This window comes from Verrucomicrobiota bacterium (assembly GCA_039192515.1).
GTDB lineage: Bacteria > Verrucomicrobiota > Verrucomicrobiia > Methylacidiphilales > JBCCWR01 > JBCCWR01.
Genome location: JBCCXA010000004.1, coordinates 1 through 26,251, shown reverse-complemented (window position 1 = coordinate 26,251; position 26,251 = coordinate 1). Strand labels below are relative to the sequence as shown.

At 41.7% G+C, this 26,251-nt stretch carries 33 protein-coding genes; all 33 read right to left on the bottom strand.

Translation table 11 applies throughout. From position 1 onward, the window contains the following. Positions 1 to 6,396, bottom strand: coding sequence for a tetratricopeptide repeat protein (locus tag AAGA18_03075; protein MEM9444313.1), 6,396 nt, complete (start codon positions 6,394 to 6,396; stop codon positions 1 to 3). Positions 6,397 to 7,137: 741 nt separating this feature from the next. Further along, complete coding sequence (locus tag AAGA18_03070) at positions 7,138 to 8,106, bottom strand: DUF2156 domain-containing protein (protein ID MEM9444312.1); 969 nt, start codon at positions 8,104 to 8,106, stop codon at positions 7,138 to 7,140. Between the two features lie 161 nt (positions 8,107 to 8,267). Continuing rightward, complete coding sequence (locus AAGA18_03065; protein MEM9444311.1) at positions 8,268 to 9,563, bottom strand: hypothetical protein; 1,296 nt, start codon at positions 9,561 to 9,563, stop codon at positions 8,268 to 8,270. 146 nt (positions 9,564 to 9,709) lie between these two features. Next, complete coding sequence (gene rplQ, locus AAGA18_03060; GenBank protein MEM9444310.1) at positions 9,710 to 10,195, bottom strand: 50S ribosomal protein L17; 486 nt, start codon at positions 10,193 to 10,195, stop codon at positions 9,710 to 9,712. A 2-nt stretch (positions 10,196 to 10,197) separates the two neighbouring features. Then, positions 10,198 to 11,208 carry a DNA-directed RNA polymerase subunit alpha gene (locus AAGA18_03055; GenBank protein MEM9444309.1) on the bottom strand — a complete coding sequence of 337 codons (1,011 nt, stop codon included), beginning with the start codon at positions 11,206 to 11,208 and terminating at the stop codon, positions 10,198 to 10,200. Positions 11,209 to 11,301: 93 nt separating this feature from the next. Beyond that, positions 11,302 to 11,910 carry a 30S ribosomal protein S4 gene (gene rpsD / locus AAGA18_03050; GenBank protein ID MEM9444308.1) on the bottom strand — a complete coding sequence of 203 codons (609 nt, stop codon included), beginning with the start codon at positions 11,908 to 11,910 and terminating at the stop codon, positions 11,302 to 11,304. 19 nt (positions 11,911 to 11,929) lie between these two features. Further along, complete coding sequence (gene rpsK, locus AAGA18_03045) at positions 11,930 to 12,574, bottom strand: 30S ribosomal protein S11 (protein ID MEM9444307.1); 645 nt, start codon at positions 12,572 to 12,574, stop codon at positions 11,930 to 11,932. Between the two features lie 26 nt (positions 12,575 to 12,600). Continuing rightward, entirely contained in the window at positions 12,601 to 12,996 is a 396-nt protein-coding gene (rpsM, locus tag AAGA18_03040) for a 30S ribosomal protein S13 (protein MEM9444306.1), read from the bottom strand. 13 nt (positions 12,997 to 13,009) lie between these two features. Further along, on the bottom strand, positions 13,010 to 13,126 hold the full coding sequence (gene ykgO / locus AAGA18_03035) for a type B 50S ribosomal protein L36 (GenBank protein ID MEM9444305.1): 117 nt from the start codon (positions 13,124 to 13,126) through the stop codon (positions 13,010 to 13,012). Between the two features lie 156 nt (positions 13,127 to 13,282). After that, on the bottom strand, positions 13,283 to 14,035 hold the full coding sequence (gene map, locus AAGA18_03030) for a type I methionyl aminopeptidase (protein MEM9444304.1): 753 nt from the start codon (positions 14,033 to 14,035) through the stop codon (positions 13,283 to 13,285). 34 nt (positions 14,036 to 14,069) lie between these two features. Further along, positions 14,070 to 15,557 (bottom strand): preprotein translocase subunit SecY, encoded by a 1,488-nt coding sequence (secY, locus tag AAGA18_03025; protein MEM9444303.1) that lies wholly within the window; start codon positions 15,555 to 15,557, stop codon positions 14,070 to 14,072. Positions 15,558 to 15,604: 47 nt separating this feature from the next. Continuing rightward, positions 15,605 to 16,081, bottom strand: a complete 477-nt coding sequence (gene rplO, locus AAGA18_03020; GenBank protein MEM9444302.1) for a 50S ribosomal protein L15 — start codon at positions 16,079 to 16,081, stop codon at positions 15,605 to 15,607. A gap of 18 nt (positions 16,082 to 16,099) precedes the next feature. Then, the gene (rpsE, locus tag AAGA18_03015; protein ID MEM9444301.1) at positions 16,100 to 16,816 is read right to left on the bottom strand and encodes a 30S ribosomal protein S5; all 717 of its coding nucleotides are present in this window, start codon (positions 16,814 to 16,816) and stop codon (positions 16,100 to 16,102) included. Between the two features lie 2 nt (positions 16,817 to 16,818). Beyond that, the gene (rplR, locus tag AAGA18_03010; protein MEM9444300.1) at positions 16,819 to 17,187 is read right to left on the bottom strand and encodes a 50S ribosomal protein L18; all 369 of its coding nucleotides are present in this window, start codon (positions 17,185 to 17,187) and stop codon (positions 16,819 to 16,821) included. Between the two features lie 22 nt (positions 17,188 to 17,209). Next, positions 17,210 to 17,752 (bottom strand): 50S ribosomal protein L6, encoded by a 543-nt coding sequence (rplF, locus tag AAGA18_03005; GenBank protein ID MEM9444299.1) that lies wholly within the window; start codon positions 17,750 to 17,752, stop codon positions 17,210 to 17,212. Positions 17,753 to 17,757: 5 nt separating this feature from the next. Beyond that, complete coding sequence (gene rpsH, locus AAGA18_03000; protein ID MEM9444298.1) at positions 17,758 to 18,150, bottom strand: 30S ribosomal protein S8; 393 nt, start codon at positions 18,148 to 18,150, stop codon at positions 17,758 to 17,760. An 11-nt stretch (positions 18,151 to 18,161) separates the two neighbouring features. Beyond that, positions 18,162 to 18,347 carry a type Z 30S ribosomal protein S14 gene (locus tag AAGA18_02995; protein ID MEM9444297.1) on the bottom strand — a complete coding sequence of 62 codons (186 nt, stop codon included), beginning with the start codon at positions 18,345 to 18,347 and terminating at the stop codon, positions 18,162 to 18,164. Between the two features lie 22 nt (positions 18,348 to 18,369). Beyond that, positions 18,370 to 18,942 carry a 50S ribosomal protein L5 gene (gene rplE / locus AAGA18_02990; protein ID MEM9444296.1) on the bottom strand — a complete coding sequence of 191 codons (573 nt, stop codon included), beginning with the start codon at positions 18,940 to 18,942 and terminating at the stop codon, positions 18,370 to 18,372. 23 nt (positions 18,943 to 18,965) lie between these two features. Then, a complete protein-coding gene (rplX, locus tag AAGA18_02985) occupies positions 18,966 to 19,256 on the bottom strand; it encodes a 50S ribosomal protein L24 (protein ID MEM9444295.1) in 291 nt (96 codons plus the stop codon). A 14-nt stretch (positions 19,257 to 19,270) separates the two neighbouring features. Continuing rightward, positions 19,271 to 19,636, bottom strand: coding sequence for a 50S ribosomal protein L14 (gene rplN / locus AAGA18_02980; GenBank protein MEM9444294.1), 366 nt, complete (start codon positions 19,634 to 19,636; stop codon positions 19,271 to 19,273). A gap of 21 nt (positions 19,637 to 19,657) precedes the next feature. Beyond that, a complete protein-coding gene (gene rpsQ / locus AAGA18_02975) occupies positions 19,658 to 19,930 on the bottom strand; it encodes a 30S ribosomal protein S17 (protein MEM9444293.1) in 273 nt (90 codons plus the stop codon). Between the two features lie 18 nt (positions 19,931 to 19,948). Then, on the bottom strand, positions 19,949 to 20,188 hold the full coding sequence (gene rpmC, locus AAGA18_02970) for a 50S ribosomal protein L29 (protein ID MEM9444292.1): 240 nt from the start codon (positions 20,186 to 20,188) through the stop codon (positions 19,949 to 19,951). Then, positions 20,185 to 20,610, bottom strand: a complete 426-nt coding sequence (gene rplP, locus AAGA18_02965; protein ID MEM9444291.1) for a 50S ribosomal protein L16 — start codon at positions 20,608 to 20,610, stop codon at positions 20,185 to 20,187. Before rplP ends, rpmC begins: the two co-directional genes overlap by 4 nt. A gap of 3 nt (positions 20,611 to 20,613) precedes the next feature. Beyond that, positions 20,614 to 21,261, bottom strand: coding sequence for a 30S ribosomal protein S3 (rpsC, locus tag AAGA18_02960; GenBank protein MEM9444290.1), 648 nt, complete (start codon positions 21,259 to 21,261; stop codon positions 20,614 to 20,616). A gap of 4 nt (positions 21,262 to 21,265) precedes the next feature. Further along, positions 21,266 to 21,742: a 50S ribosomal protein L22 gene (rplV, locus tag AAGA18_02955; GenBank protein ID MEM9444289.1), complete on the bottom strand. Its 477-nt coding sequence runs from the start codon at positions 21,740 to 21,742 to the stop codon at positions 21,266 to 21,268. A gap of 2 nt (positions 21,743 to 21,744) precedes the next feature. Further along, positions 21,745 to 22,482, bottom strand: a complete 738-nt coding sequence (locus tag AAGA18_02950) for a hypothetical protein (protein ID MEM9444288.1) — start codon at positions 22,480 to 22,482, stop codon at positions 21,745 to 21,747. Beyond that, positions 22,483 to 22,761, bottom strand: a complete 279-nt coding sequence (gene rpsS / locus AAGA18_02945) for a 30S ribosomal protein S19 (protein MEM9444287.1) — start codon at positions 22,759 to 22,761, stop codon at positions 22,483 to 22,485. 2 nt (positions 22,762 to 22,763) lie between these two features. Then, positions 22,764 to 23,603 (bottom strand): 50S ribosomal protein L2, encoded by an 840-nt coding sequence (gene rplB, locus AAGA18_02940; protein ID MEM9444286.1) that lies wholly within the window; start codon positions 23,601 to 23,603, stop codon positions 22,764 to 22,766. Between the two features lie 18 nt (positions 23,604 to 23,621). Then, entirely contained in the window at positions 23,622 to 23,906 is a 285-nt protein-coding gene (gene rplW / locus AAGA18_02935) for a 50S ribosomal protein L23 (protein MEM9444285.1), read from the bottom strand. Between the two features lie 3 nt (positions 23,907 to 23,909). Then, positions 23,910 to 24,524 carry a 50S ribosomal protein L4 gene (rplD, locus tag AAGA18_02930; protein ID MEM9444284.1) on the bottom strand — a complete coding sequence of 205 codons (615 nt, stop codon included), beginning with the start codon at positions 24,522 to 24,524 and terminating at the stop codon, positions 23,910 to 23,912. A gap of 11 nt (positions 24,525 to 24,535) precedes the next feature. Then, entirely contained in the window at positions 24,536 to 25,201 is a 666-nt protein-coding gene (gene rplC, locus AAGA18_02925) for a 50S ribosomal protein L3 (protein MEM9444283.1), read from the bottom strand. 56 nt (positions 25,202 to 25,257) lie between these two features. Further along, on the bottom strand, positions 25,258 to 25,572 hold the full coding sequence (rpsJ, locus tag AAGA18_02920; protein ID MEM9444282.1) for a 30S ribosomal protein S10: 315 nt from the start codon (positions 25,570 to 25,572) through the stop codon (positions 25,258 to 25,260). Between the two features lie 11 nt (positions 25,573 to 25,583). Beyond that, positions 25,584 to 26,251 (bottom strand): elongation factor G (gene fusA, locus AAGA18_02915; GenBank protein ID MEM9444281.1); only part of this gene is annotated, 668 nt, incomplete at its 5' end.

Below are 26,251 nucleotides of genomic sequence, written 5' to 3'. Positions count from 1 at the left end.
TCAGCCCTCGGTCTTTTGCTTTTTCAACCAAGCAAGAAAATCTCTGCTATCTTCAGACAGTTCAGTATCATAAATATCTTTAGGGAGTAAGTCACGTATTGCCAAGATCCACTCGTTCTTTTGCTCTGAAGGCAATCCAGCCAGTGATTCTGAGTTCAAGGTAAAAAGCTCAAGAAGACTTTCCCCTGATTTATCTTTAAGATAGGCGAGTGCGAACTGGAGCCCAAATGAAGAATCTTTTTCAGCCGCCTCTGACAGTGCAACGATCACACTCTCCTTTTCATTTTCTTTAGCCCTTTGAATATTACCCAAAATAGATGATACTAATGTCTTTTTATTAGCATTTTGAATGCGATAGAGACGCATTCTATCCAGATCAAGTCTAAGTAGTTCTGAATTTATCAAAAAAGAAATAACCTCATCTGATTGTTTTGGGACTCTTCTTACCAAATTATTAATAATGGGACCTTTATGATTTGACGCTAACTTTGGTGAAATCGAATCTAAGTAGTGATAAGCAAATAAAGAGATTGACTCATATCCAGCCAGTTCTTCAATGAATGAAGCAAATAAATAAATATCGTGTCCTGGAGAGCCATGAGTGCGTCCACGTGTTTCTAAATACTGATTTAAGAATTTTTCTCTATTCTTACCTTGGTCCATATACTCTAAAGCAATACTATCTAGCATAGCTGAAAGAGCTTCTCGACCTTCCCTGTTGTATATTTCCAAGCAATGCTCAATTACTCCATAGGGAACCTTAAACCAATACCGATTTCTCTGCTCCAAACCTACTAACAAAGTATCGGATAAATCCATCTTAAACTGACGCTCAGACCATATATCCGTAACAATATCTAGATAATGCATACCTATACTATTCCCAGGGAAACTTTTACGGACAAAATCCTGGGCCACCCGAGCAAATTCATATTCTTCAACTTGGTATAATTCAGAAATGGCTTCCAGTAAATCGGCCATCTGACCCAGCTCTTCTTTTCTAAGACTTGGAATTACTTCATTTGTGAGAAAATCCCAATTATTTTCTCTATATGCATGAAGAGCCAGATATTCTATTGGTGTATAATGGGATAAAGCATCGTGAGATCGCTTGCGGCTGTAATTTTGGTATACCCAATTTCTCTTAGCTAATAGCAATGCTTCTTGAGCCATTTTCGGCAATTCATTTCTTGGGCGCTCTGATGCTAATATTAGCCGGCAAACTTTTTCAAAAGCATAGAGCGACATTTCAGGGTTATTTAGCATGACCCGGCAGAGTTTTTCATAAGTTTCCAACCTTACGGCTGAAAGTTTTTGTGCCTTTTCTCTTATGCTCTCTGATCCGCTTTTAGAGGAAATCGTAAACTCTCCCCGCATACCTCTGAGGGTGCTAAGCTGCGGCAATTCTATGCCATCCTGATTATAACTGCGTTCCAAAACATTAAAAACGGATCGAACCCATTTCCATGATCCGTCCAGCAGCTCTATAGCTTGCAAACGGCACGTTAACATTTCGATAAGCTCTATTCTAGAGAGATAACTTATTTTACGATTATGATTAAAGTAGGTTTCCAAATCGTTTGATACTATATAAAAACTGTCACGATCAAATTGATTAATGATGCCACGGGCAGTTTCTTTATTATCCCTTAAACTCATCATGGCTACACGAAGTGAGATAATGACTTGATCGGGATTTATTTTTAAGGCTTTCTGGTAATAATCAAGGGCCAATGAATCCTCCTCCATTAGTTCATGGGCTGCCCCCAAAATTGCCAATTGTTTAAAATTGAGTTCAATACTGGGCTTAAGCTTTTCTAACACATCTTTAACTAACCCTTTTTTACGAAGCTCTTGCTGCAATTGCTTGGCTGTTTGATTTGTTTTACCCCCGTTAGATAGAAATTTTTGTGATAAACTTCTGAGTTCGGATGCTGCAACATCAACAGCATGTTCGCCCTTCTTTTCATTGAGATACTTTTTTACTTTATCAAGACTATTAGGCTGGCGAGCAGGCGAACGGCTAGTTGCAGAAATATTAGCGAGCGGTGAGCTAGAAATAGCCAAGCGGCTCTTGTACTTTTGAGCTTCATCTTTAAGCCCAAGTGATTGCATAGCTTTAAGTAATAAATCAGTCTCCTGTTTGGTATTCATTTTGCGAGATAGGCTTTGCAATGCGAGTTGGCCTATCTCTAAATCACTATCAGTAACTTTTTCTTTATCCATTTCTAATAAACTAAATACAATTGCCTGATCAACTTTAGCTTTAGTCATGGCATTGATAGGCTTTTTCTTAGCCTCCCTATATAAATTTAGCGCATCTACATGCCTATCCTGGTAAGAAGCAAAAGCTGCTGACCATAGGTAATCATCTAAACTAGGACTCTCTTGAAGTAAAAGTTTATCAACTTCTGATTTAGTTAGAGAGTCATCTTCTAAAAGCCTCACGAGAAGGATTCTTAGATAGGGGTTCTGCGTTTTATCCACGTGCTTGAGAATATCTACCTTTGATTTTGGTAGCTTTAGAGTAAGATAGGTGCTTGTCCTTACCGAAGGAGGATCAACTAATATCAACATAAATTCTGGTAATTCCTTTGTACCACCAGGAGGAAAGTTTAGTTTACCAAGAAATTTTTGCTGCTGAATTCTCTGAAAATAATTGGGCAGGTTGCTTTTAATATTTGGGCGACTAAACCTTTTAGCTTCATCATCCAGAAAGGAGATTAAAGTTTCATAATCCTCTTCGTGTGCCAGAGCTTGAGCTACATAGACCATAATCCTTGCACCGAAATCTAACATCTCCCAATCTACATTGTTATACCAATTCAACATGAGTTCTTTTAATTTGATTCTATTTTCTAGGCTTATGTAAGAGGTCTTATTTTGCGAACTTAATGCCCCCAACACTGTCGGCAATGTAACTGTTAACAAAAGATTTGGTTTATTTATTCTTTTATCAGAGCTGAGAACTTCAGCTAATAATTTGTTCCCTCTTGAATCAGCTAGAGCTGCATTAAGAGCACCAAGAAAAGCCATCTGTATACTTTCCTCTCTAAACACTTCATATACCTGGCAACCAAGTTCGTAACACTTTTTGTTCCCGAGATTTGAGCTTTTCCCATAAACCGCAAAAAGACCTAATAGTGCCCTATCTTGAGGATTTTTTACTATAATATCACATATAAGTTGCCAGTTAGGCTGCATTCCCTCTAGGACTTGATTAACCCAAAGTTCGCTTCTTTCCACGCCACGTTCACCTAAGCTTAAAACCAGAGAGCTCCTTCTCTCTGAACTCATATCCTTAGCAAGCTGCTGTATATGAGCCATCGTATAGACTCTCAACATCTTCACACCTACAGGAAGGGTCAAGCCATAGCTCTGAGCACTTACAGGCTGATTGAAAGTAGAGCGATTATTTGCTTTATATTTAAATATCTCATCCGAATGACGACGGCTTGTTAAAAGGTGATTTGTTACTTCAGGCAGCAATTTTGCGTAACTCCTTATCATTTCGTAACGGTATGAACCAGGAGTATCCGTTTCTACTACTTTTACTCTAGCTAGCTCATCCTTCACTTCTAGAAGTCTCAGAAACTGCTCAATTGCTTTTTCTTTTTCTAAGCTCTCTACATAAGCTACCGCCAGCATAAAACGTAATCGGTAGTCATTGGGAAATTTTTGCAGTTTTGACTTAAGAAACTCGATAGCACCTTGCCAATCACCGGAACTCACTCTGGCATTTGCAATTAACTCAATGGCCTCTTCGTCCATCTCGTCATTCCCTGCTATGTTTTTTAAGACTTCAAAGCCTTTTTCATCATAACCTAAAGAAAAATATAATCTCGAGAGTCTTTTTTGAATATTAGCGCTTTTATCCTTCTGAGAAATTTCTTCTAGGATCGACAGCGCATTATCTAATAACCCCTCTGTCTCTAAAAATGAAGCTAATTCAAGTTTTAACGCTTGGTTTTTTGGGTCTAACTTAATGGCCTTCTCTAACGCATTTCTGTAATCTATAGGTTCATTGGCGATTTTATAAAGCTCAGCAAGCGACAGAATATAAAGCACTGATTCAGATTCTCTAAGATGCAAACTCTCAAACCTCTTTATAAGTTCTTCGAAGCCCCTCTTTTCTCTAACAGCATTAGCCATCTGACGAACCCACTGAAGTTTAGCCTCAGCATCCTCTGCCTCGTAGAATAATTCCCAGTAAATTTCTACTGCTCGTTGACTATTTCCCGAAGTCGTAAAAACTTCTGCAAGCTTAGCTCTTAAAGAAACGTCATTTTGGTATTTTCCTACCGCCTTCTGAAGGATTTCAATGGCCTTTTCAGTTCGATCAAGTTGCCCTAATACTTGGACTTCTTGCAACCATGGTTCTACCTTATTTGGAGATATCTTTTTAAGCTCTCTTACCCAACTTAAGGCTTTTTCCCATTTGCTGGCTTTCTGATAATAACCTATTAACTGTTCTAAATAGAAAGATCTTCTACCTTTGGCATGCTCGATCATTTCTTCTGTTACTATAGCAGCTTTCTCCCAATTTTGAGCGCGTGCATATATATTAACCATAAGCCCAAGAGATATGAAAATATCCTTGCTTTTTAAATCCTCTAGCACCTCTTCAGCATCCTCTAGTGCTCCTTCTTGAGCATACATTTCCGCCAAGAGAGCTCTTTCCTGAATGCTAAGAGAAGGTTTGCTTTTAAGACTTTCAATCGTCTGTTCGATTTTTCTTGAGCGACTAATGATAAATGATACTTGTGTCAAAGCTGCCCTTATCTCTTCTAGACCTCGTGATAACTCCAGCTTCTTTATTGCCCAGGGTAAAGCTTCATCCCATTTCTTAAGAAAACGGGCTTCCTGAGTAATAAGTCCTAAATAAATTACATCATCCCCATATTCATCAATTCGTTCTTTTAAAAAATCGTAAGCGAGCTCATGCTCTCCTTGGGCAGATAAAATACCAGATATGCTAATTAGCTCTGACCGCCCTCCTTGACTAATCATTTCTTTCCAAATTGTAACTGCCTCATCTCTACCGCCATTTTCATATAGATAAGATGCATACTTCCCTCTAGCACTAAGGCTATAGGGGTATACTTCAATGAGTTTTTCATAGACTTCCCCAGCCCTACTTTTGAGATCAAACTCTTCCAGTAATTTGGCAACTCGTAAGTAAACATATTCTGATTTGTCACTGACCTCTAAGTACCTGTCTAAAGCCTCTCCCGCACTCCTCTTATCGCCGTTTTGGAACTGTAACTCAGATAGCCTCACCCATAGCTCACCGTCAGCAGCATGACTGTCCAACAACCCATTAAGTACCTCTATGGCCTTTCTGTGCCGCCCCATCTGTCCCAATATCTCTACATATTTTTCCCTGTAAGAACGCTCGCCTGGCATGATTTCTAAAATTTCCTCAACTACTTCAAGTGCTTTTCCGCCCTGGTTGAGGTCTAACAGAACCTGTGCATACCTCTCCTTAATCGAAACTCGTTGCTTATCGTTATCTAAGAGATTTCTATAAAACTTTTTAAGGCCGTTCAGATCTTGTTCTTGACGGTAAATTTTTTCAACCGCCTCACAAATTTCTTTTTCCAACCAAGAACCTATTTCAATCTGCTTTAGAGATTCACTGTAGATTTTTAAGGACTTTTCTTTTTCTCCTGCCCGATTGAGAAGCTCAGCTTTTTGAAGTGTTTTAGCAATTCTTTGGTGAACGTCAGAAGTTTGTTCAATCAGCTTGCTCACACTGATAATGGCCTGATCTAGAAACCCCTCCTTAACTTGCAGATCAACTAAGTCCTCTAATACACTTGGATCATTCGAATACGTTTCCGCAATGCTCTCCCATAACTCTAAAGCTCTTTCATTCTCTCCTATACGGGCATAGAGCTTACCTTTAAGTCTCTCAATTTTAATTGCATCCTGATCTGAAAGTGATTCTTGCTTAATGCTCTCAAGTGATTTTATAGCTGAATCAAAATCAAGGTTCTTGGCTTCCAATAAGGCCTTTTCATACCATGTGCCAGCATCGTCTGGTTGAAGTTTCGCAACTTCCTCAAATAGCTTTAGGGCAAGATTGTCTTCCCCTGTTTTCAGATAGAAGAATGCTAATAATAATTTCCTATCTTCAAGGTCCTCATTGGAAGAGGAGATTTTTTGCTTTAGAAAATTCTCCAAGCCTTTAACAGTTCCATGATCCAGCCACGTTTCATAAAACTTATCATATAATCTTCCCGCTGCAGGTCGCTTTAACAAGGCATCATAGTACTTTTGAGTCTTCTCAGCAGGATCAACTCCTTGGCTACGAAGGCTTATAGAGCAACATATGATTAGCAGAAAGCAGCTAATCGCTTTTCTGAAAAACTCACGATTATCTCGAAAAGTCATTTCATATAAGAATAAGCCCAATCACTGCCTTTAACAACCGCTTTTCAGCCCTCTATTAACTTATCTGGAGACTTTAGAAGCAATGATAGAAGTGGAACAAATACATAATAGTGTAAGCCAGAAGGAAAAGAGAGTCGAACAAAGATGTATCCATAAGATAATACTGCTGGGAGCTTCTATATTTCTTGAGGCCACGATCTTACCCAGATCTTTAAGTTCCTATGGCGTCAACAAGTTTAAGCAGTTAAGTTAGCTTTTTCGCTTAACTGTGAAGTGAGGAGCCCATAGGAAATCAAACAGCCATGCACTGGCCTGTAGACAATTTCCTTGCTTCTAGCAGTATATGCTCAGAATAATCTTTAGCTTTGTAAAGTCGGCTTCGAAGAGCTTTACCTCCTCCTGAAACTCCTAAAGAACGGAACAATCTAGCGATGAAACTCGGATATCTTCAGAATATTCCATGATTTCGGAGATCAAGATCTTGCACAGATATTCAAGTCTCTATGGCATGGCTCAGTTTAACCAAGATTATATCATAGAAATTGAACGAGGCGCCTAAAAGCTTAAGCCACAAAGAAATGAGAGTCGACGAAGATACATCAAAAGGTGATACCTCTAGGAGACTCTATATTTTTTGAGGCCAAGATGTTGCGTAAAATTTTAAGTCTCTTCTGCATAATTCGGGTTTAAATCTGATTTCCCGTAAATCAGAACTCCTTGCATCTGATAAGTAGTATGATCCTAAATTAGGCCCATATATTTATGAAAAGCTAGAACATCCTTAATCGGATTGATGCTTTTTGTTGCCACATAAACATCATGTTCATCCCCTCTAAATTGAGCTTTGTAAGAAGACAATCCTTTAAAATTATGAAGTCTATTTCCATACCGATACAAAAACTGAAACAAAGCTCGTAGTCCTAAGCTCTCCTTAAAGTCAGTGTCTGATCCTAGTCGATAAAAAGGTGAAAGTCCTAGTGAGAGATAAGAAATCCCCTCTTGCTTAAGTTTCTCAAAAGCCTTCATGATGATATACGCAACATGGCCTTTTGAAGCCCCCTTAACTACTCTCATGTGATCAGCGCAATAGCCTACTGTTTCACCTTCAGAGTATATAGGATTAAAGAAAACAAAACCTATCAATTCATTATTCTTATCTATAGAATAAAATTTCCTTACACCGGGTTCGTCTTCATAAATAGTCTCACGAGTTAAAAACCTAATCTGCTTCTTTCGCTTCTTCTGGCTAAGCCATTGCTTAGTAACACATTCTATATCACCCACCGAAATATCAAATTGCTTACTCAAGCCTTCAATTGTTAGTTCATAAATATTTGATTGTCTTTCCCCTTTTCTTATATACGAACGTAAGTTACGTTTTTTGTAGTCATTAGATAGTTCGTAGCTTTGTGTATGAAGCTGCGATTCTACCCCTATTTTTGTAACCTTATATCCAAAATGATCATGTAGTAGTCTAGCAAAGCTTTTGTTGATCTGAACAAATGAAGGACAGCCGAGGTCCTTTATGACTTCAGTAGCAAAATTCTCTAGATCCTTGTCCGAACAAATAATCGATCCCAAAATAAAATGAGATCCCAAACAACTTGCGTAACTTGCATAGCCAGAATCAGCTATGTAATAATCTCTAAGCCCGCTTTGAATAGTCGAGTAGGCAATAGGATCTGAGCCATACCGCTTTAAATAGTGCATTTTATATTTTGGACTAAGCCTAGTAGCCTTACACCGCTTAAGTCCTCGATACCTAAAACAGCCTTCATTACCTGTCGGAGAGTAAGACGGAGTTTGTGCAAAGGTTTCGCAAGCGCAAATCATATCTGGTTATAAGAGTAATTAAGACTAATTATCTTCCATCAATTCGCAACTTTATCCACGCTTATACATGCTTCTTGATGACTCATCAATAAGTCAACCCTAGCTCTCATTTGCTTCTGTGTAAGTATTTTATGGATCTGACTTAAATGAGACTCTTGTATATTCGTTTTTGCCGACATACCTTTAATACTATTCTTATCTATTAAAGAGACAAAGTCATATACAGTCCTGACACCAAATGTTCTGAGGGCAGGCAGGTATTCTTCCTGGACGTATAGTTTCAGTAGGCCTTGTCCAATAAAATCGATCACCTTGCCACGCTGATAACCCATATCATTTAAAAGCGACTCTACATCGCAGAAACACAGATTTTGTACATTAGCAATACCAAGTTCCTCAAACCTAAATATAAAATAATCATTCATTCCATCTAGTTTAGATAGTGACATCGAATTTTCTTCTAATTCAGATTGTTTTTGCAGGGAGAAGATCGTTTCAAAACGTTTTCTAACGAACTGTAATAATTCCTTAGGGTAAAAAGGAATCAAAAAGCACATGGCCGCCAATAACGTTGGCGGAATCAATTCTGAGGAAAACATAATTGGAGCCATGACAATTGCAAGAGCACAGACAAAAATAAACCGCCCCGAGTAACTATAGAGTGCCATAGGATATAAATCCCTTAGAAAAACCCTCTTCATTAGATCAAGCAAACAATACACTACCCAGCCAATCACAGTAAAACCCGCACTCAAGAAAAAGGGAATGGTGCTAATGCTCTCACGTAAACCTATTTTGTTTTCTAGCTCAAGCTCTATACCTTCAGCTATCACAAGATTTAAACTCTTGTCTTTCCAACTAATAGGATCAGACGCAAAAACATGATGCGATTCCATAATCATACTGATCTGTAAATCGCTGCTTAGCTCTGAATCGGTCTTATACAAATAATGCTGATTAGCCTCATTGTAAATTTCAGCGAATAGCAAAGGTCTCGCAAATAAGTTAGCTGAGAAAGGAAAGACCGAGGAAAGTCCCGCTATCCCTATAAAAGCCAATAAATGCATAGTTGCAGAAGGAACAAACCAAAATGAAAACCAATGTGTGTCATTACTGGCATATAATGAAGGCTTTGTAAGATAATAAATCTGCACAATTAATACGAATGGAAGCCCTGCCACGTACGCACAGCAGTATGTGAGAAATTGTGAGGCATTTGTTTCTGCAAATGATCTAACTGTTAAATTCTTCCAGTTTCCCGTTATAAAGTCCTGATAAACCAAAGACCCCGACGCTAGGATAAATGCAATAAATGCCGAGATAACAATATACATAAACAAAACTGTTAGCTTCGGATTTCTCTTAAAAACATCATGATATACATCCACTAGTAAAGAGTGTCCAAAAAACATTTATTTGCAAAAAAAAACTGCTGCCAAATAGGCAGCAGTTTGAAAAGCAAACAAGAGGCTTAAATTTTTTACTTAGAATCCTTCTTCTCCTCTTTAATAGCCTCGACCTCTACCACATCATCTTTTGCTGGTGTTTTGGGAATAGCCTCCTCTTGGGAAGCTTCTGGTTGAGTCTCAGTAGTTGGTTGAGCTGATAAATCAAAATCAACCCATTCCAATAAAGCCATTTCTGATGCATCACTTTTCCTTTGTCCAAGCTTAAGAATCCTCGTGTACCCACCTGCTCGCTCTCTAAAACGAGGAGCAATATCAGAAAAGAGTTTCTTTACGGCACTTTTATCATTTAACTTCGCCGCAGCTTGACGACGATGGTGAAGTTCACCTTTCTTGCCTAAAGTGACCAGCTTCTCAGCATAAGGGCGAACAGCTTTAGCTTTAGCTAGAGTTGTCTTGATCCGACTGTGCTCAATCAGGCTAATGGTTAAATTTGAAAGTAATGCATCACGATGCTCAGATTTTCTCCCGAGCTTCAGTGTTTTCCTACGGTGTCTCATGTCTATTCCTCAATATTCTCTAACCCAACATCGACTAAACCGGTCTCGAACTTCATACCCAGAGATAGTCCTAATTGAGAGAGCTTATCCTTGATCTCATTCAATGATTTTTTACCAAAGTTACGGTACTTAAGCATCTCCGCCTCGCTCTTCATGGCAAGTTGGCCTACCGTTGTAATATTAGCATTGTTCAGACAGTTTGCTGCACGAACTGACAATTCAATTTCGTTAACGCTCATGTTCAGCAGTTTCTTAAGTCCGCTGTTTTCTTGGCTAACCTGCTGCTTAGGCTCTTCAAATTCAATAGGCTCTTTATCAAAATTAACAAAGATATCTAGATGATGACGCAATATAGCCGAAGACTGAAGCAAAGCCTCATCTGGGTTTAAACGGCCATCTGTCCAAACATCAAGTGTTAGCTTGTCATAATCAGTTCTTTGACCAACACGAGTATCTGAAACAAGATACTTTACTTTACGAACTGGTGAAAATAGAGAATCGATAGGAATTACACCTATAGGTAAGTCATCACGCTTATTATCTTCACCGCTGGCATATCCACGACCCACCTTAACTTCAAATTCTGCCTCGAATTTTTGCTTTCCATCTAAGGTGCAAATTAGTTGATCAGGGTTGATGATTTCAACACCTGTGTCTAGTTGAATATCACTGGCTAAGACTTGACCTTCTTTGGTAACATTTAGTAAAAGAATACGAGGGTCGCGGCTTGGCAACTTAAAAAGAATCTTTTTAAGATTGAGTATGATGTCGGCGACATCTTCTACAACCCCAGGAAGAGTAGCAAACTCATGTAGAGCTCCTTCAATCTTTACTGTGGTAATGGCGGCTCCTTCAAGAGAGCTCAGCAATGCTCTGCGTAGAGAATTACCTAGTGTGTGTCCGTAGCCTGCTTCGAAAGGCTCCGCAATAAACTGAGCGTAGGTTTCAGTAGCGCCTTCTTCTTGTTTAACGAGACGATTTGGAATCTCGAAACGTCCTAATTTAATAGCCATTATTTTACCTCCTTTAAACTGGGTTCCCCTGAAAGCCTATAGCCGATAGGTCCAGGACCAACAGTTAACTTATTTATTATCAAAAGACTTTTACTATCTTGAGTATAGCTCAACAACAAGACGCTCATTTACAATTGGAGCAATTTCTTCACGAGTTGGCAAACGGTCTACAGTACCGCGAAACTGTTCACGCTGTAACGTTACCCAATCAGGAACAGGATCTAATGATGCAGCTTCCAAGCAACGCGAAGCAATTTGACGCGACTTAGGATTATCCTTCACCTCAATGACTTGGCCTTCTTTACAACAGTAGCTAGGAATCGTCACTTTTCCACCATTGACACGAATGTGACCGTGATTAACCATTTGCCTGGCTAGACGGCGGCTGTTGGCAAAGCCTAGACGGAATACAATGTTATCCAAACGAGTTTCTAATAGCTGTAACAAAGTATCCCCAGTTACGCCACGTCGCCTGTGAGCGGTCTCAAAATATTTGCGAAATTGGCGCTCTAGCACACCGTACATGTGCTTTAGCTTTTGTTTTTCGCCAATAGCTATCGCATATTCCGATTGTTTACGTCGACCCTTTGCACCGTGTACTCCAGGCGGGTAAGGACGTCTCTCCAATGCCTTAGAGGGTCCATAGATGGGGAGACCGAATTTTCTATTTATCTTACTTCTTGGTCCAGTATAACGAGCCATAACAAATTCCTTCTACTAATTAAACACGGCGTTGTTTACGCAAACGACAGCCATTATGTGGGATAGGGGTTACATCACGAATTGAATTCACATCTAAACCAATTGCTTGAACCGCACGGACTGCAGATTCACGTCCGCTCCCAGGCCCCTTCATACGAACTTCGACCTCTTTAAGGCCATGAGCCATAGCTTGGCGGCACGCATCCTGAGCTACTACTTGTGCAACATAGGCAGTGGATTTTTTGGATCCACGGAAACCACATTTACCGGAGCTAGACCAGCCCAGAATATTTCCACGGGCATCAGAAACTGAAACAAGTGTATTATTGAAAGTAGCTAGGATGTGCACAATACCGTGTATGACATTCTTACTTCCCTTAGCTTTAACTATCTTGGGTTTGGGTAAATCATCATCAAGAGAAAGACTCGCTGCTGGAGACTGTTCCTCTGTCTTAGCTTCGTCTTTTTTACCCTTAGTAACTTTTTTCTTCGGTGCCTTTTCAGCTTTAGTGTCTTTCTTAGCTTCTGTTACTTGAGGTGGTGTCTCTTTCTTTTCGGGCTCTTCTGCTTGAGGAGCAGGTTTCGTTTCTTGTTTTGCCGCATCCTTCTCAGCTTTTACTTCTTGAGCTTTAGACTTAGGCGTTTCTTTTTTCTCATCTGCCATAGTAATGAATCCTTGTAAAAAGTTTTTTAAACCTTTCCTGCTTTTGCATTTTTATTCCGAACAACTCCAACGGTTCTACGTGCACCTTTGCGTGTTCTTGCATTTGTTGATGTTCTTTGTCCACGGACAGGAAGCCTGCGCTTGTGACGAATACCGCGATAGCAATTAATAGCCTGTAATCTCTTGAGATTTGCCTGAATTTCCCTTCTCAAATCCCCTTCCACCAAAATATCATTCACACGAATGACATTTATCATCCGATTCATCTGTTCATCCGACAATTCTTTTGCACGAAGATTAGGGTCAACATCTGACTCCTCTAAAATTGCCTTGGCACGGATCTTACCGATACCGTAAATATACTGTAGAGAAGCTTCGATCCGCTTGTCTCCTGGAATATCAACACCTAATACACGGGGCATAACTTTGTCCTTACTAACCTTGTCTTTGCTTCAAACGCGGATTCTTCTTGTTAATAACATAAATCTTGCCCTTACGGCGTATTACTTGACAGTCCGCTGTCCGTCTTTTCACTGAAGCTCTAACTTTCATTTTTATCCTTATATTACTTGCTTTAGCCCCCTCTAAATTTACAGGGCTCAACATATTACTATTTTTTCACAACCTGGCAAGCGCCATATTACAATATATTTTCAATTCCATTTATTAGATAGCATTGATCCAAACAACGCCAAAACTGTCTACCATCTAGTCATCTTGACAAGTTAAAATCTCTGGATCGCCCTTTGTGATAAGAACCGTATGCTCAAAGTGAGCAGAAGGCTTACCATCTGATGTCACCACCGTCCACCCATCCGATAAGATCTTAACGCCCGCACGCCCCATATTTACCATTGGCTCAATCGCAAAAGTCATTCCCGCCTTTAGTTTGGGCCCAGCGCCCTTTTTCCCATAATTTGGAATTTGAGGCTCTTCATGAAGAGTTTTGCCCACTCCATGTCCTACAAATTCTCTTACAATGGAATACTTATGGCTTTCCACATGCCTTTGGATAGCATTGCAAAGGTCTCCTAAGCGCTTCCCTTCTCTGGCCTGATCGATCCCTCTGTAAAGTGCTTCCTCTGTTACACGTAGCAAATCTTCCGTCTCGGGGTGAATGGCACCGACAGCAACCGTTGTCGCATTGTCTCCAACCCAGCCATCGAGAATCACTCCAACATCTAAAGTTACCGTATCGCCGTAAGCTAGCTTTTTTGCCCCTCCTATACCATGAACAACTTCTTCATTCACTGAAATACAAAGTGTTCCAGGAAATCCCCTGTAGCCTAAAAAAGGACTCACTCCGCCTAGCTTCTTAATAAGCTCCGCAGCATATTGATCTAACTCACCAGTGGTAACACCCGGTTCAACTTTTGAAACGACTTCATCCAATACCTGACGAGCCGCCTTACCACTCCTGCGCATCGATTCTATTTGCTCAGGGGTCTTAATTGGAATCATCAGATCTCTCTAATTTATCAAAGAACTTACACTATCAAATAAAGGTAGCTACTATTCCGCCCAAAATAATGATACCCACTAATACTAGGAGCCACCCAATACGCTCACCAGCTACCCCATCAGAACTTTGATAACGGTCTGCATTCGAACGTCCTCGGATTCTACCCTTCTTAAGAAAACCATCATAATGACGCTGTAACAAAAATGTTTCTGTCTGTCTCATAGTATCCAACATAACACCTACAATGATAAGTAAACTCGTTCCTCCAAAGAAGGAAGCTGTGAGGAAAGGAACTCTTAAACCGTGAGAAATAAGCATAGGCAGGAGAGCTAATGCTGTTAGGAAAAGTGCTCCCGCAAAAGTGAGGCGTGTCATAGAGAAATCTAAAAACTTTGCAGTAGGTTCACCAGGCCGTACGCCAGGAATAAAACCTCCGCTCTTCTTCATATCATCAGCGATTTGCGTAGGGTTGAAAACCATAGCTACCCAAAAATAACTGAAGAAAAAAATCATCACTCCATAAAGTGTGTAATAGACGGCACCCTCCGAAAGAATACTCACTACCTTGCCCGCCCAATCATATTCCCTAAAAATTAAGCCCACCATTGTTGATGGAAACATCAGGATCGCACTAGCAAAGATAATAGGCATCACTCCAGCGTAATTTACTTTTAGTGGCAAATAAGAACTCTGACCTTGATACATTCGATTACCACGTACTTGCTTAGCATAAGAAACTGGAACTTTACGTAACGCCTGAATAATCATAACCGTTGCCGCTATCACAAAGAATAAGAAAGCAATGAGAAGCACTAGCAAGAGAGGACTCTTTGCTTCCTGCCCTGTTTCGGCTGGATTAAACATTTGCCAACCCTGTACAAGAGCCGCTGGCAGTTGAGCTAAGATTCCAACTGCGATGATGAGTGAGATACCGTTGCCAATACCCCTATGAGTAATCTGCTCCCCCATCCACATTAATAACATAGTCCCTGCTGTCAGTGTAATAACGGTCACGATGCGAAACATCCATCCAGGATTAGGCACTAAAGGGCCCATTCGCTGCATGACTTCTTCGATACCTGGTAGCATAGGTATATTTTGAGGGGACTCAAAGCTAGCAGCTAGCAAATAACCTTGGACAAGACATAGAATGAGCGTTCCCAACCTCGTGTATTGTGTAATTTTTTGACGCCCACCCTCTTCTCGAGCTAAACGCCCTAGAGATGGAACGACACCCTGAGCAAGCTGCATGATAATGCTAGCACTAATGTAGGGCATGATAGTAAGAGAAAAAATTGCACAACTACTTAATGCACCACCACTAAATAGATTTACCATATTTAAAAGCCCACCTGCCGGATCTTGGGCCACTGAAGAAAAATATTCTTGAAGAACAGCCGAGTTGATGCCAGGACATGGAATAGAGGAACCAAGCCTAACAAATACCAAAACAGCTAAGGTAAATAATATCCTCTGTCTTAGCTCAGGTATTTTAAATGTATTAATAAAAGCGCTAAACATCTTCTTCCCGTCTTTCTAAGCCCCAATCTTAAAGCAATTAAATATAATTACTTTTTCTGGTCTTCTCCCTCTTGGCTAAGCGCAACGATTTCAATTTTACCGCCAGCTTTCTGCACTTTTTCTAATGCAGACTGACTTGCAGAATGAACTTTAATATAAAGCTTCTTAGAAATCTCACCGTTTCCTAGTATCTTGATTCCATCCCAGCGGCCTGTCACTAGACGTTTCTCTCGTAGCGCTGCTTCGTCTACAGTGTCCCCTTCATTAAAGCTATCCAATTTAGAAAGGTTCACCGGAGCGTAAAAACTTTTAAAATTTTTATTGTTAAAGCCACGCTTAGGCAAACGACGAATCAGAGGCATCTGCCCACCTTCGAACCCAGGCCGAATAGAGCCACCAGCACGAGCTTTTTGGCCTTTATCACCCTTACCGCAAGTTTTTCCAAGACCAGAACTCTCACCACTTCCAAGCCTTTTTTTACGATGTGTTGACCCTTTACTTGGTCTTAAATCATGTAATTGCATAACACTTTCCTTAAATTTCTAATTCTTAGCAGCAAGAGCCTTACCTCTTGCTTGATAAATCTGTTCTTTTGTGCGCAATTGCTTGAGAGCTTCCATAGTAGCCTTCACGACATTAGCAGCGTTACTAGAGCCTAGAGACTTACCCAATACATTCTGAACCCCTGCAGCCTCAACTACTGCACGAACCCCTCCACCAGCAATGAGTCCAGTACCTTCAGAGGCTGGTCTTAAAAGAACTCTTGCACCACCAAACTCCCCATAGACTTCGTGTGGGATGGATGTCTTAGTCAGATGCACACCTTGCATCTCACGTTTAGCACTTTGGCCTGCCTTACGGATAGCTTCAGAAACCTCATTCGCTTTACCGAAGCCAACACCTACATTTCCAGAACCATCACCCGATACCATGAGCGCACTAAAGCTAAAACGGCGACCACCTTTCACAACCTTGGCACATCGGTTAATAAAGACGATTTTCTCAATATACTCTTTTTCATCATCGCTGTTAGAACTCTGCTGACGCCCACCTCTGCGTTGCTGTCCACGACCACCTTGCTGGCCCCCACGACCCCTACCATTTGCACCGCGGGCTGGCCTATTACTGCTTTTCTCAACATGAGAAACAGCTTCTTTGACTCCCCCAGCATCTACACCTTCGGGTATAGTTACAGTAGGCTCTTTTTGCGCTGCAGTAGTCTCTTGAGATTTCGCTTCTACCTTCTTCTCTTCAGCCATAATTAAAACTCCAATCCACCTTCACGTGCAGCATCAGCTAACGCTTTAACTTTTCCGTGGTATAAGAAACCGCCACGGTCAAATACGACCCCACTTACTTTCTTCTCTTTAGCTCTTTCCGCTATAATCTTTCCTACTTCAGTAGCTCCATGACAATTGGGACGAATTGCCTTAGCTTTTAAAGTTTTTTCTGTTGTCGAGACGCCCACCACTGTCTTGCCCTCTCTATCGTCGATAATCTGGGCATAGATGTGCTGCCCACTAAAGCAAACATTCAAACGAGGCCGCGACTCAGATCCTGAGATTTTTTTACGCACGCGTAGATGTGCTCTCTTACGCTTAAATCGACTGCTAATTTTACTCTTTTTCATCTCTTTAATTCCTAGTGATATTTTATTTACCTTGCGCGGTCTTACCTTCCTTACGACGAACTATCTCATCAGCGTAACGAACTCCCTTGCCCTTGTATGGCTCAGGAGGATAAAAGTCACGGATTTTTGCCGCAACTGCTCCAACGCGCTGCTTATCAATGCCCTCAACAAGTATCTCAGTATTATTATTTACTGATACCTTAACATCTTCAGGAATCTCATAATCAATAGGATGAGAAAACCCCAAATTAAGATTAAGAACTTTTCCTTTTAGAGCTGCTCTGAAACCAACACCTTGAATTTCAAGCTTCTTAGTAAAGCCCTCTGTCGCACCAGTTACCATATTACTGATAAGGGCACGGCTTAGGCCATGAAGAGCTTTATCTTGACGGTTTTCGCTCTCCCTACTAACAGAGATTTTACCGTCCTCAAACTTAGCATTAATGACAGCAGGCATCTCCCATTCCAGCTTACCCTTGGGACCTTCTACGAAAATCATTCGGTCCTCTACACGGATTTTTGCTTTATCCGGAACCTGTATTGCTTTTTTTCCTATTCTAGACATCGCTATTACCACACTGTAAGCAGGAGCTCTCCCCCTACATTTTGTTTCTTTGCTTCTTGTCCTGTCATCACTCCGCGTGATGTGGACAAAACAGAAATACCTAAACCACCAAGTACCCGAGGAATATCTCTAACAGCGACATACTGTCGAAGACCCGGTTTTGATACTCTCTTAATTCCCCTGATCGGTTTAGCTTTCTTCTCCACTTTTAAAGTTAGCTTTAAAGATTGTTTGGCATCATTCTTCACCACTTCAACTTCCTTGATATATCCTTCACTCTTAAGAATATGAGCAACATCACTCTTCATACGCGAGTATGGTGATAAAATCTCGGGTAGGCTCGCGGTATTCGCATTGCGAATTTGCGTTAAAAAATCTGCTAATGGGTCTGTTTGCATAATAACTCCTTTTACCAACTTGCCTTTACAACTCCTGGGATCTCACCTCGTGATGCCATTTCTCTAAAAGCTATACGACTTAATCCAAACTTACGAATATAGGCACGACGACGACCCGTAATGCTACAACGGTTGTATTTCCGACTCGTAAATTTCGGTTTGCGCTTCTGCTTCTCAATCCATGATTTTTTAGCCATGTTAACTTATCCTTTATATTTATTACGCACTTGCTGAGGCCGCTTGAGGTTTTGGAACACGATCAGCAAAGGGCATCCCTATAAGTGCTAGCAATTCCTTCGTTTGTTCTTTATTTTTACCTGAGGTGACAATGGTAACATCAAATCCAATGGTTCTTTTCACCTTATCCAATTCAATTTCAGGGAAAATTGTGTGATCTTTTATTCCGAAAGTATAAGCACCACGTCCATCAAAAGCTTTACCCGATATACCTCTGAAATCTCGAATTCGAGGAAGTGCCGCAACAATCAAGCGAACGAGGAACTCATACATGTTACGACCACGCAAAGTGACCTTACATCCTAAGTCCATCCCTGCACGCAACTTAAAATTCGCTACACTCTTCTTAGCTAATACCCGAATAGGCTTTTGCCCTGTGATTGCAGTGATTTCACGCTCAGCATCTTCAATCGCAGCCTTACGGTCTGAAAATGAACCTAGACAACAATTGATAACAACTTTCTCAATTTTGGGCACATCATGAATATTTTTGATTCCGAGCTTATTCTTAAGCTCTGGCACCACTTTCTCTTGATAATATTTTTTAAGATCCATGATTTGTCACTCCTTCTCTTGATTTATTCATTTTTCTTAGCAGCTTTTTTGGCAGCTGCCTTCTTTTTGGGTGCTTTAGATTTAGCTTCAACTTTCTTAACATTAGAGACATGAATTGAACCTTCTCTCTCTTCAAATCCACCTTGAGGATTAGTCTGAGTAGGGCGTGTCGACTTTTTAATCATATTGACACCCTCAACAACCACACGGTCACTCTTAGTGAGAATCTGCAGAATTTTGCCTTGGCGTCCTTTATGCGCACCGGCAATCACTTGCACTTCATCTCCACTTTTTACATGAAACTTTGTATTCATTAACTAACTTTCCTTTACAAAACTTCCGGCGCCAAAGAGACGATCTTCATAAAATTCTTATCTCTCAGTTCACGAGCAACTGGCCCAAATATACGAGTGCCCTTGGGGTTCTTATCTTTGTCAATAATCACAATCGCATTATTGTCGAAACGTAACTCTGAACCATCTGGACGCTTAATAGGATATTTGGTTCTGACAATTACGGCACGAACAACATCACTCTTTTTAACAGAACCATCAGGTGCAGCCTCTTTTACATTAGCTGTGATGACATCCCCTATGCGAGCACTCATAGACTTTTTACCTATAACACCGATCATCATTGCCTTACGGGCACCCGTGTTATCTGCAACATCTAACTTTGAACGAAGCTGAATCATTTCTTATTTCTCCTAATATCCTTAATGCTTAACGATTTCTGCAAGCTCCCAGCGTTTGGTCTTACTTCTGGGGGGCGTCTCAGCTATGCGAACACGGTCCCCAACTCGCGCCTCCTCTTTCTCATCGTGCACGTAAAACTTCTTTGATGTCTTGATAAACTTGCGGAACTGGGGATGCGGCATAGATCTGGTTACTTTTACCACTATCGTTTTGTTCATTTTCTCAGAAACAACTTCGCCCACGCGCTCTTTCCTAACCGCTTTCTTACCATCTTTTTTTACAACTTCACTCATGCTCTAAATCCTTTTTGCTTACGCTGCTTGCGGCTCCTTTGCCGTTTCTTCTTGCTTACTAGAAATCTGCTTTAAACGCTTGTTACTTAGAACCGTTTCAATTCTAGCAAGGGTCTTTCTTATATCTTTTAAGCGGCTAGGTTTTTCTAGCTGCCCGGTCAATTGTTGCAGGCGTAAATTAAGACGCTCTTGGCGCAATTCCTGCGCTTTACTGCGAAGCTCCAGTTCGTTAAGGGCTTTTACTTCATCTATCTTCATGCTACCAATTTCCTTTCCCTTGTGATGAACCTAGTGTGAACCGGCAACTTAGACGCGGCCAAGCGAAGGGATTCGCGGGCTACAGACTCACTCACACCATCTAGCTCAAATAAAATATTTCCAGGCCTTACTACGGCTACCCAATATTCAGGGTTACCTTTACCTTTACCCATACGTGTTTCCGGAGGTCGTGCAGTTACTGGTTTATGAGGAAAGATGCGAATCCACAACTTACCTTTCCTCTTCATATTACGAGTCAGAGCTACTCGAGCTGCCTCGATCTGAGTATTAGTGATCCATCCACGATCTAAGGTTTGTAGAGCAAAAGATCCAAATGAAATCTCAACTCCACGTGTAGCGTTGCCAGCACGTGAGCCGCGTTGTTGTTTACGATGTTTAACTCTTTTAGGTAGTAATGGCATAACTCATTTAGCGGCTGCTGTATCCGCTTCCTCCTTTAAACAAATCCATACTTTCACACCAATCTTACCCGCAGTGGTGTTTGCTTCCGAAAATCCATAATCCACATTTGCGCGCAACGTATGCAATGGAACTTTTCCTTCGCGATACTCTTCGGCACGAGCAATTTCAGCACCTTGCAAACGCCCAGCACAGCGAACTTTGATACCAAGAGCTCCAAAATCCATGGTCGTTTGCAGTGAGCGCTTCATAGCGCGACGAAATGAAATACGACGCTCTAGCTGAAGTGCAATATTTTCTGAGACCAATTGCGCATCCAATTCAGGATTCTTGATTTCTTTAACATCAACCAGCACCTCACGATCCGGAACAATGTCACGAATCTCACCTTTCAGACGGTCAAGCTCCGTCGCCTTACGACCAATCACAACGCCGGGACGGGCTGTAAAAATATTTACGCGCAGACGATTAGAAGCCCTTTCAATCAAAACTTTGGAGACAGCAGCTCCTACTAAGCGCCTCTTGAGAAAGCTTCTAACTTTATGATCCTCAGCCACGTAAGAGGGAAACTCTTTCTTACCTGCGTACCACACGGAACGCCAGTCGCGGCGAACCGCTAAACGAAACCCAATTGGATGTACTTTTTGTCCCATAAATTTATTCCTTTGTATTACTTTCTGTCTCAGCCTTTGTTTCAGCTTTTTTCTTAGGAGCTGGTTTTTTAGCTGCTGTTTTCTTTGCGGCAGTTTTCTTTGCAGCCGTCTTTTTCTTAACCTTAGTCTTTTTCCTTTCCAGGTCCTCTGGCTTTTCCGTGAGAATAATCCGGATATGGCTAGTGCGCTTGCGAATGTGTCCAGCACTTCCACGAGCCCTTGGTCTAAAACGCTTAATAGTGGGCCCCTCCCCAACCACCGCTTCCTTCACTATTAATGTCTCAGGATCAAGAGCGTCATTATTCTCAGCATTAGCAATGGCCGTCTTTAAAGTTTTACTTACCAAACGAGCAGCCTTTTGGGGTGAAAAGCGCAATAGATCCATCGCGTCATTTACAGGCATCCCCTGTATATGACGTGTCATGTTCCTCGCTTTGAAAGCGGAAACCCTCACAAATTTTGTTATTGCTTTTACTTCCATATCTATCTTATCGCATCTACTAACAAGCGGTCACCCACCTGCACGTTTATTTCATTATTTTTTTCACCAGGCTCAATCAGCGCAGCACTTAAATACTCGCGTGTTTCAACAATGCGACATTTACCAACTACTGACTGACCTCTTAAAATCTTAAATGGCATCCCTATTCGGGCGCCTTGTTTTTTCCCAAGGTTTATCACGACTGTCTCTATCTCTTGATCGACATGTATGACTTGTCCTGATCCGAGATCCAATGCTGGTCTTACAGCCCCCAGAGGATTACCAGCTAAAAATTCTCGAGCCTCTCGAACTATGACTTCATATTCCGCTCTCTTTTCAGCTTTCTCAAGAGCCGTAGCTCCGTGATAAGCAGAAGCTGCTTTGATCAAATCAGTTAGCAATTTTTCAGTATGAATCCTGCGTTTCTCGCTTTGATGGAGCTGGCCTACTAGCCTAATAAGCTTGCCACGCATGGCTTGCTCATCTGCACTCAAGCCTTCAAGCCCCAGAGCTCTATTCTGCAACTTCATCTCTGCCAGTTTTTCCTGAAAGAGATCTGCGTCCGCTTTAGCCATCATCAAGCTCTCCTGTAACTGGAGCACTTGCTGTCGCAACTTCTTAACCTTATCTTTATCTGTTAAAGAACTATTCGACGCTTTTTGCGCCGAGACTGTCATAAGGCTGACAGTCAAACCTAAGCCCACTATTATTAAAAAAGTAGGCTTACTAAAAAAATTCATCTACTTAGTCACCTTCTCCGTATGACCTCCATGTCTCTTAAATATCCGAGTGGGAGAAAATTCGCCGAGCTTGTGACCTACCATATTTTCGGTAACAAAAACCGAATTGAAGGCTTTGCCGTTATGAACCATGAAGGTCAACCCGACAAAGTCAGGAATAATCATAGACCTCCTAGACCAAGTTTTGATGGGTTTTTTATTTCCCGTCTCAATTGCCTTTTCAACTTTATCGAGCAAATGCTCGTCTACAAATGGACCTTTTTTTAAACTTCTTGCCATGATTATTTCTTATTCTTACGTTCAACAATAAATTTATCTGATGGTTTGTGCTTCTGACGTGTTCTGAAGCCCTTAGCAATTTGACCCCAAGGTGATTTAGGATGTTTGCGGCCACCACCACTCTTACTTTTAGCTTCACCACCCCCCATTGGGTGATCGACAGGATTCATCACCATAGCACGAGTCTGAGGGCGTCTACCCAACCAACGCGAACGTCCTGCTTTACCTAGCTTAATTTTTTCGTGCTGAGTATTGCCAACTTGTCCAATGGTTGCATAGCAAGTGCTATGAACGCGGCGTATCTCACCCGAAGGCAACTTAATCTGAGCATATCCTCCTGAATAGCCCATCAACGTAGCGGAAGAACCTGCAGAGCGAACGATCTGAGCACCTCGCCCCGGCATCAATTCAATGTTATGAATACTCTGACCTAAAGGAATTTTGTTCAATGGAAGTGAATTACCCAAATCAGGCTTCACATCAGGACCAGAAACGACCTTTGCACCGACTTTAATTCCGACTGGCGCCACAATGTAAGCACGCTGCGTGTCAGGATACTCTAACAGCGCAATGTTAGCCGTACGGTTCGGATCATACTCAATAGCAATTACTTTTGCTGTTTCACCGTGACGATTACGCTTCCAGTCGATGATACGGTAGTGACGCTTATGCCCTCCTCCACGATGACGGGCTGTCTTGCGTCCACGGTTGTTACGGCCACCACTTCTCTTCTTAGGTTGAAGCAAGCTCTTTTCGGGCTCACTCTTGGTAATTTCCGCAAAGTCGGAGGAGGTCTTATAACGAAGTGTTGGAGTGACTGGTCTAAAAGTTTTTACTGCCATAGCTTATGATTCCTTGGTTTAAAAGAGGTCTATGCTTTCGCCTTCCTTTAGGGTGATGATTGCTTTTTTCCAATGATTTGTGCGCCCAAAATTCGCAGTTCTTTCTCGCTTCTTCTTACCTTGAACACGCATCGTATTCACACTCTGAACACTTTTGCTAAAAATCTTTTCTACAGCAAAACGTATCTCCTGTTTGGTAGCTCTACTATCAACCTCAAAGATGTATTGATTATATCGCTCAGTAAGAGCGGTGGCTTTCTCAGTCACGCGAGCAGTTTTAATAATGTCGTATGGATTTCTCATAGCTTACTTTATTCGTTGAGCAATCAATGGGGCCGCTTTCTCTAGTAAAACAACCTGCTTATAGCGGCAAATTTGCTCGGCATTTACTTCACTTGCATTCACAACTTCCACCTTCGGAATGTTACGGGAAGCCAGAATTAACTTCCGATCAATTTGGTCAGTAATAATCAAAAGATGCTCAGGTAATTTTGCTCCACGAATCCAGGAAACAAGATCTTTAGTCTTTCCGCTATCTACCTTAAGATCTGCTGCTGCTTGTAAGCGTTTCGACTTAGCAGCTTCGCTGAATGCTTTCTTAAGTGCTAACTTCTTCACTTTCTTCGGAGTCACTTTAGAATAGTCGCGAGGTTGAGGCCCAAAGACGACTCCACCTCCACGCCAGATCGTAGATGATTTATAACCCGAACGAGCATTACCAGTTCCCTTTTGACGCCACGGTTTCTTTCCCGATCCACTTACCAAAGCCTTCGTCTTGGTTGCATGTGTCCCGGAACGGCGGTTTGCTTGATAGGCGACTACTGTTTCATGTAGAGCCTGCGCACCCTTTTTATCATCTTCGATTAGCTTGGTATCAAAGGCCTTTTCGGCAGCGCTAAAATCTAATTGTTTTACACTCATCTATCAGGTCCTTATTTTTTCTTTTCAGCTCCGTTGGTAGCCACATTTTTTTGCCCCTTAACGGCCGAACGTACCATGACATAACCGCCATTCGGGCCGGGGACTGCACCTTTAATCAGTAGGACATTATCATCCTCGCGGACTTGCACGACGCGCAGATTTTGCACCGTCACCTTGCTAGAGCCCATGTGCCCAGGCATCGGTTGATTCTTAAAAACTCGGCCAGGAGTTGAACCAGCACCAATTGCACCTGGACGACGATGCATCATCGAACCGTGACTGTCACAAGAACCGTGAAACTTATGGCGCTTTACAACGCCCTGAAAACCACGTCCTTTACCGGTTCCAATCACATCCACTAGTTGGCCCGCCTCAAAGCGGCTAACCTTAATCTCATCACCAACTTTAAGCTCTTCTCCATTAAAGGTTATTTCCTTGAGTTTGCGCTTAGGTGTAAGACCCTTTTTCTTAAAGTGACCCAGACGAGGTTTACTAACACGCTTGTCTGCTACATCGTCATAGCCAACTTGGTAAGATTGATACCCATCCTTGTCTGTTGACTTCACTTGACAAATGACATTGGGGGCTGCTTCGATCACAGTCACAGGTGTAGCTGCTCCTTTGTCATCGTAAACTCGAGTCATTCCTACTTTTTTACCTAAAATTCCGACACTCATTTTTCGCTCCTTTTAGCGACTTATCGCGGTTATTTCCTTGGTTCCTAAATTATTCATTAAATCTTAATGGTAATATCCACACCTGCAGGCAGGTTTAGTTTCTTCAGCTCATCCACCGTTTTCGCGGAAGGATCTACTATATCAAGCAGACGCTTGTGGGTACGTATTTCGAACTGCTCCATGCTTTTCTTGTCTACATGGGTGGAGCGGTTCACGGTATAGCGTTCAATTTTTGTAGGCAACGGGATCGGACCTGCAATCCGGGAACCCGTTCGGATAGCGGTTTCAGCAATTTCCCCTGCTGCTTTATCAATCATTCGATAATCAAATCCTTTGAGTCTAATTCTTATTCGAGTCGCTGCTGCTGCCATAATTTTCTCCTTTAAACCGTTTGCTCCACAAGTTGTTGTATGATATTCCCAGGCACTTGCTCAAAGCGTGCTGGCTCCATGGAATAAGAAGCCCGCCCGCGAGAAAGCGAACGCAAGGTATTCACATAACCGAACATCTCCGCTAATGGGACTTCTGCATTAAGAACGCAAGCGCCACTTTTGTTTTCCATTCCACTAATCTGACCACGGCGACGGTTGATGTCGCCCATGATATCTCCTTGAAACTCCTCAGGGGTAATAACCTCTACATTCATCAAGGGCTCTAGCAAAATTGAATCCGCTTTGCTTAGTGCCTCCCTTGCAGCCATCATTGCTGCTAACTTGAAAGCTAATTCGCTGGAATCAACTTCATGATATGAGCCATCGAGAATATCCACGTGCAGGTCAATCACCTCACTTCCAGCCATCACACCATTCATGAAAGCTTCTTCTAGTCCTTTTCTAACCGCACCTATATACTCCTTGGGAATAGCGCCTCCTACAATTTTATTATCAATGGAGATGCCTTGACCGCGCTCGCGAGGCTTTACACTGATCACAACGTGGCCATATTGCCCTCTACCGCCAGACTGCTTGATGAGCTTGCCTTCAGCGCCAGCTTCTCTAGTAATTGTTTCCCGATAAGCAATCTGCGGTGCACCAGCATTTGTTTGTGCTT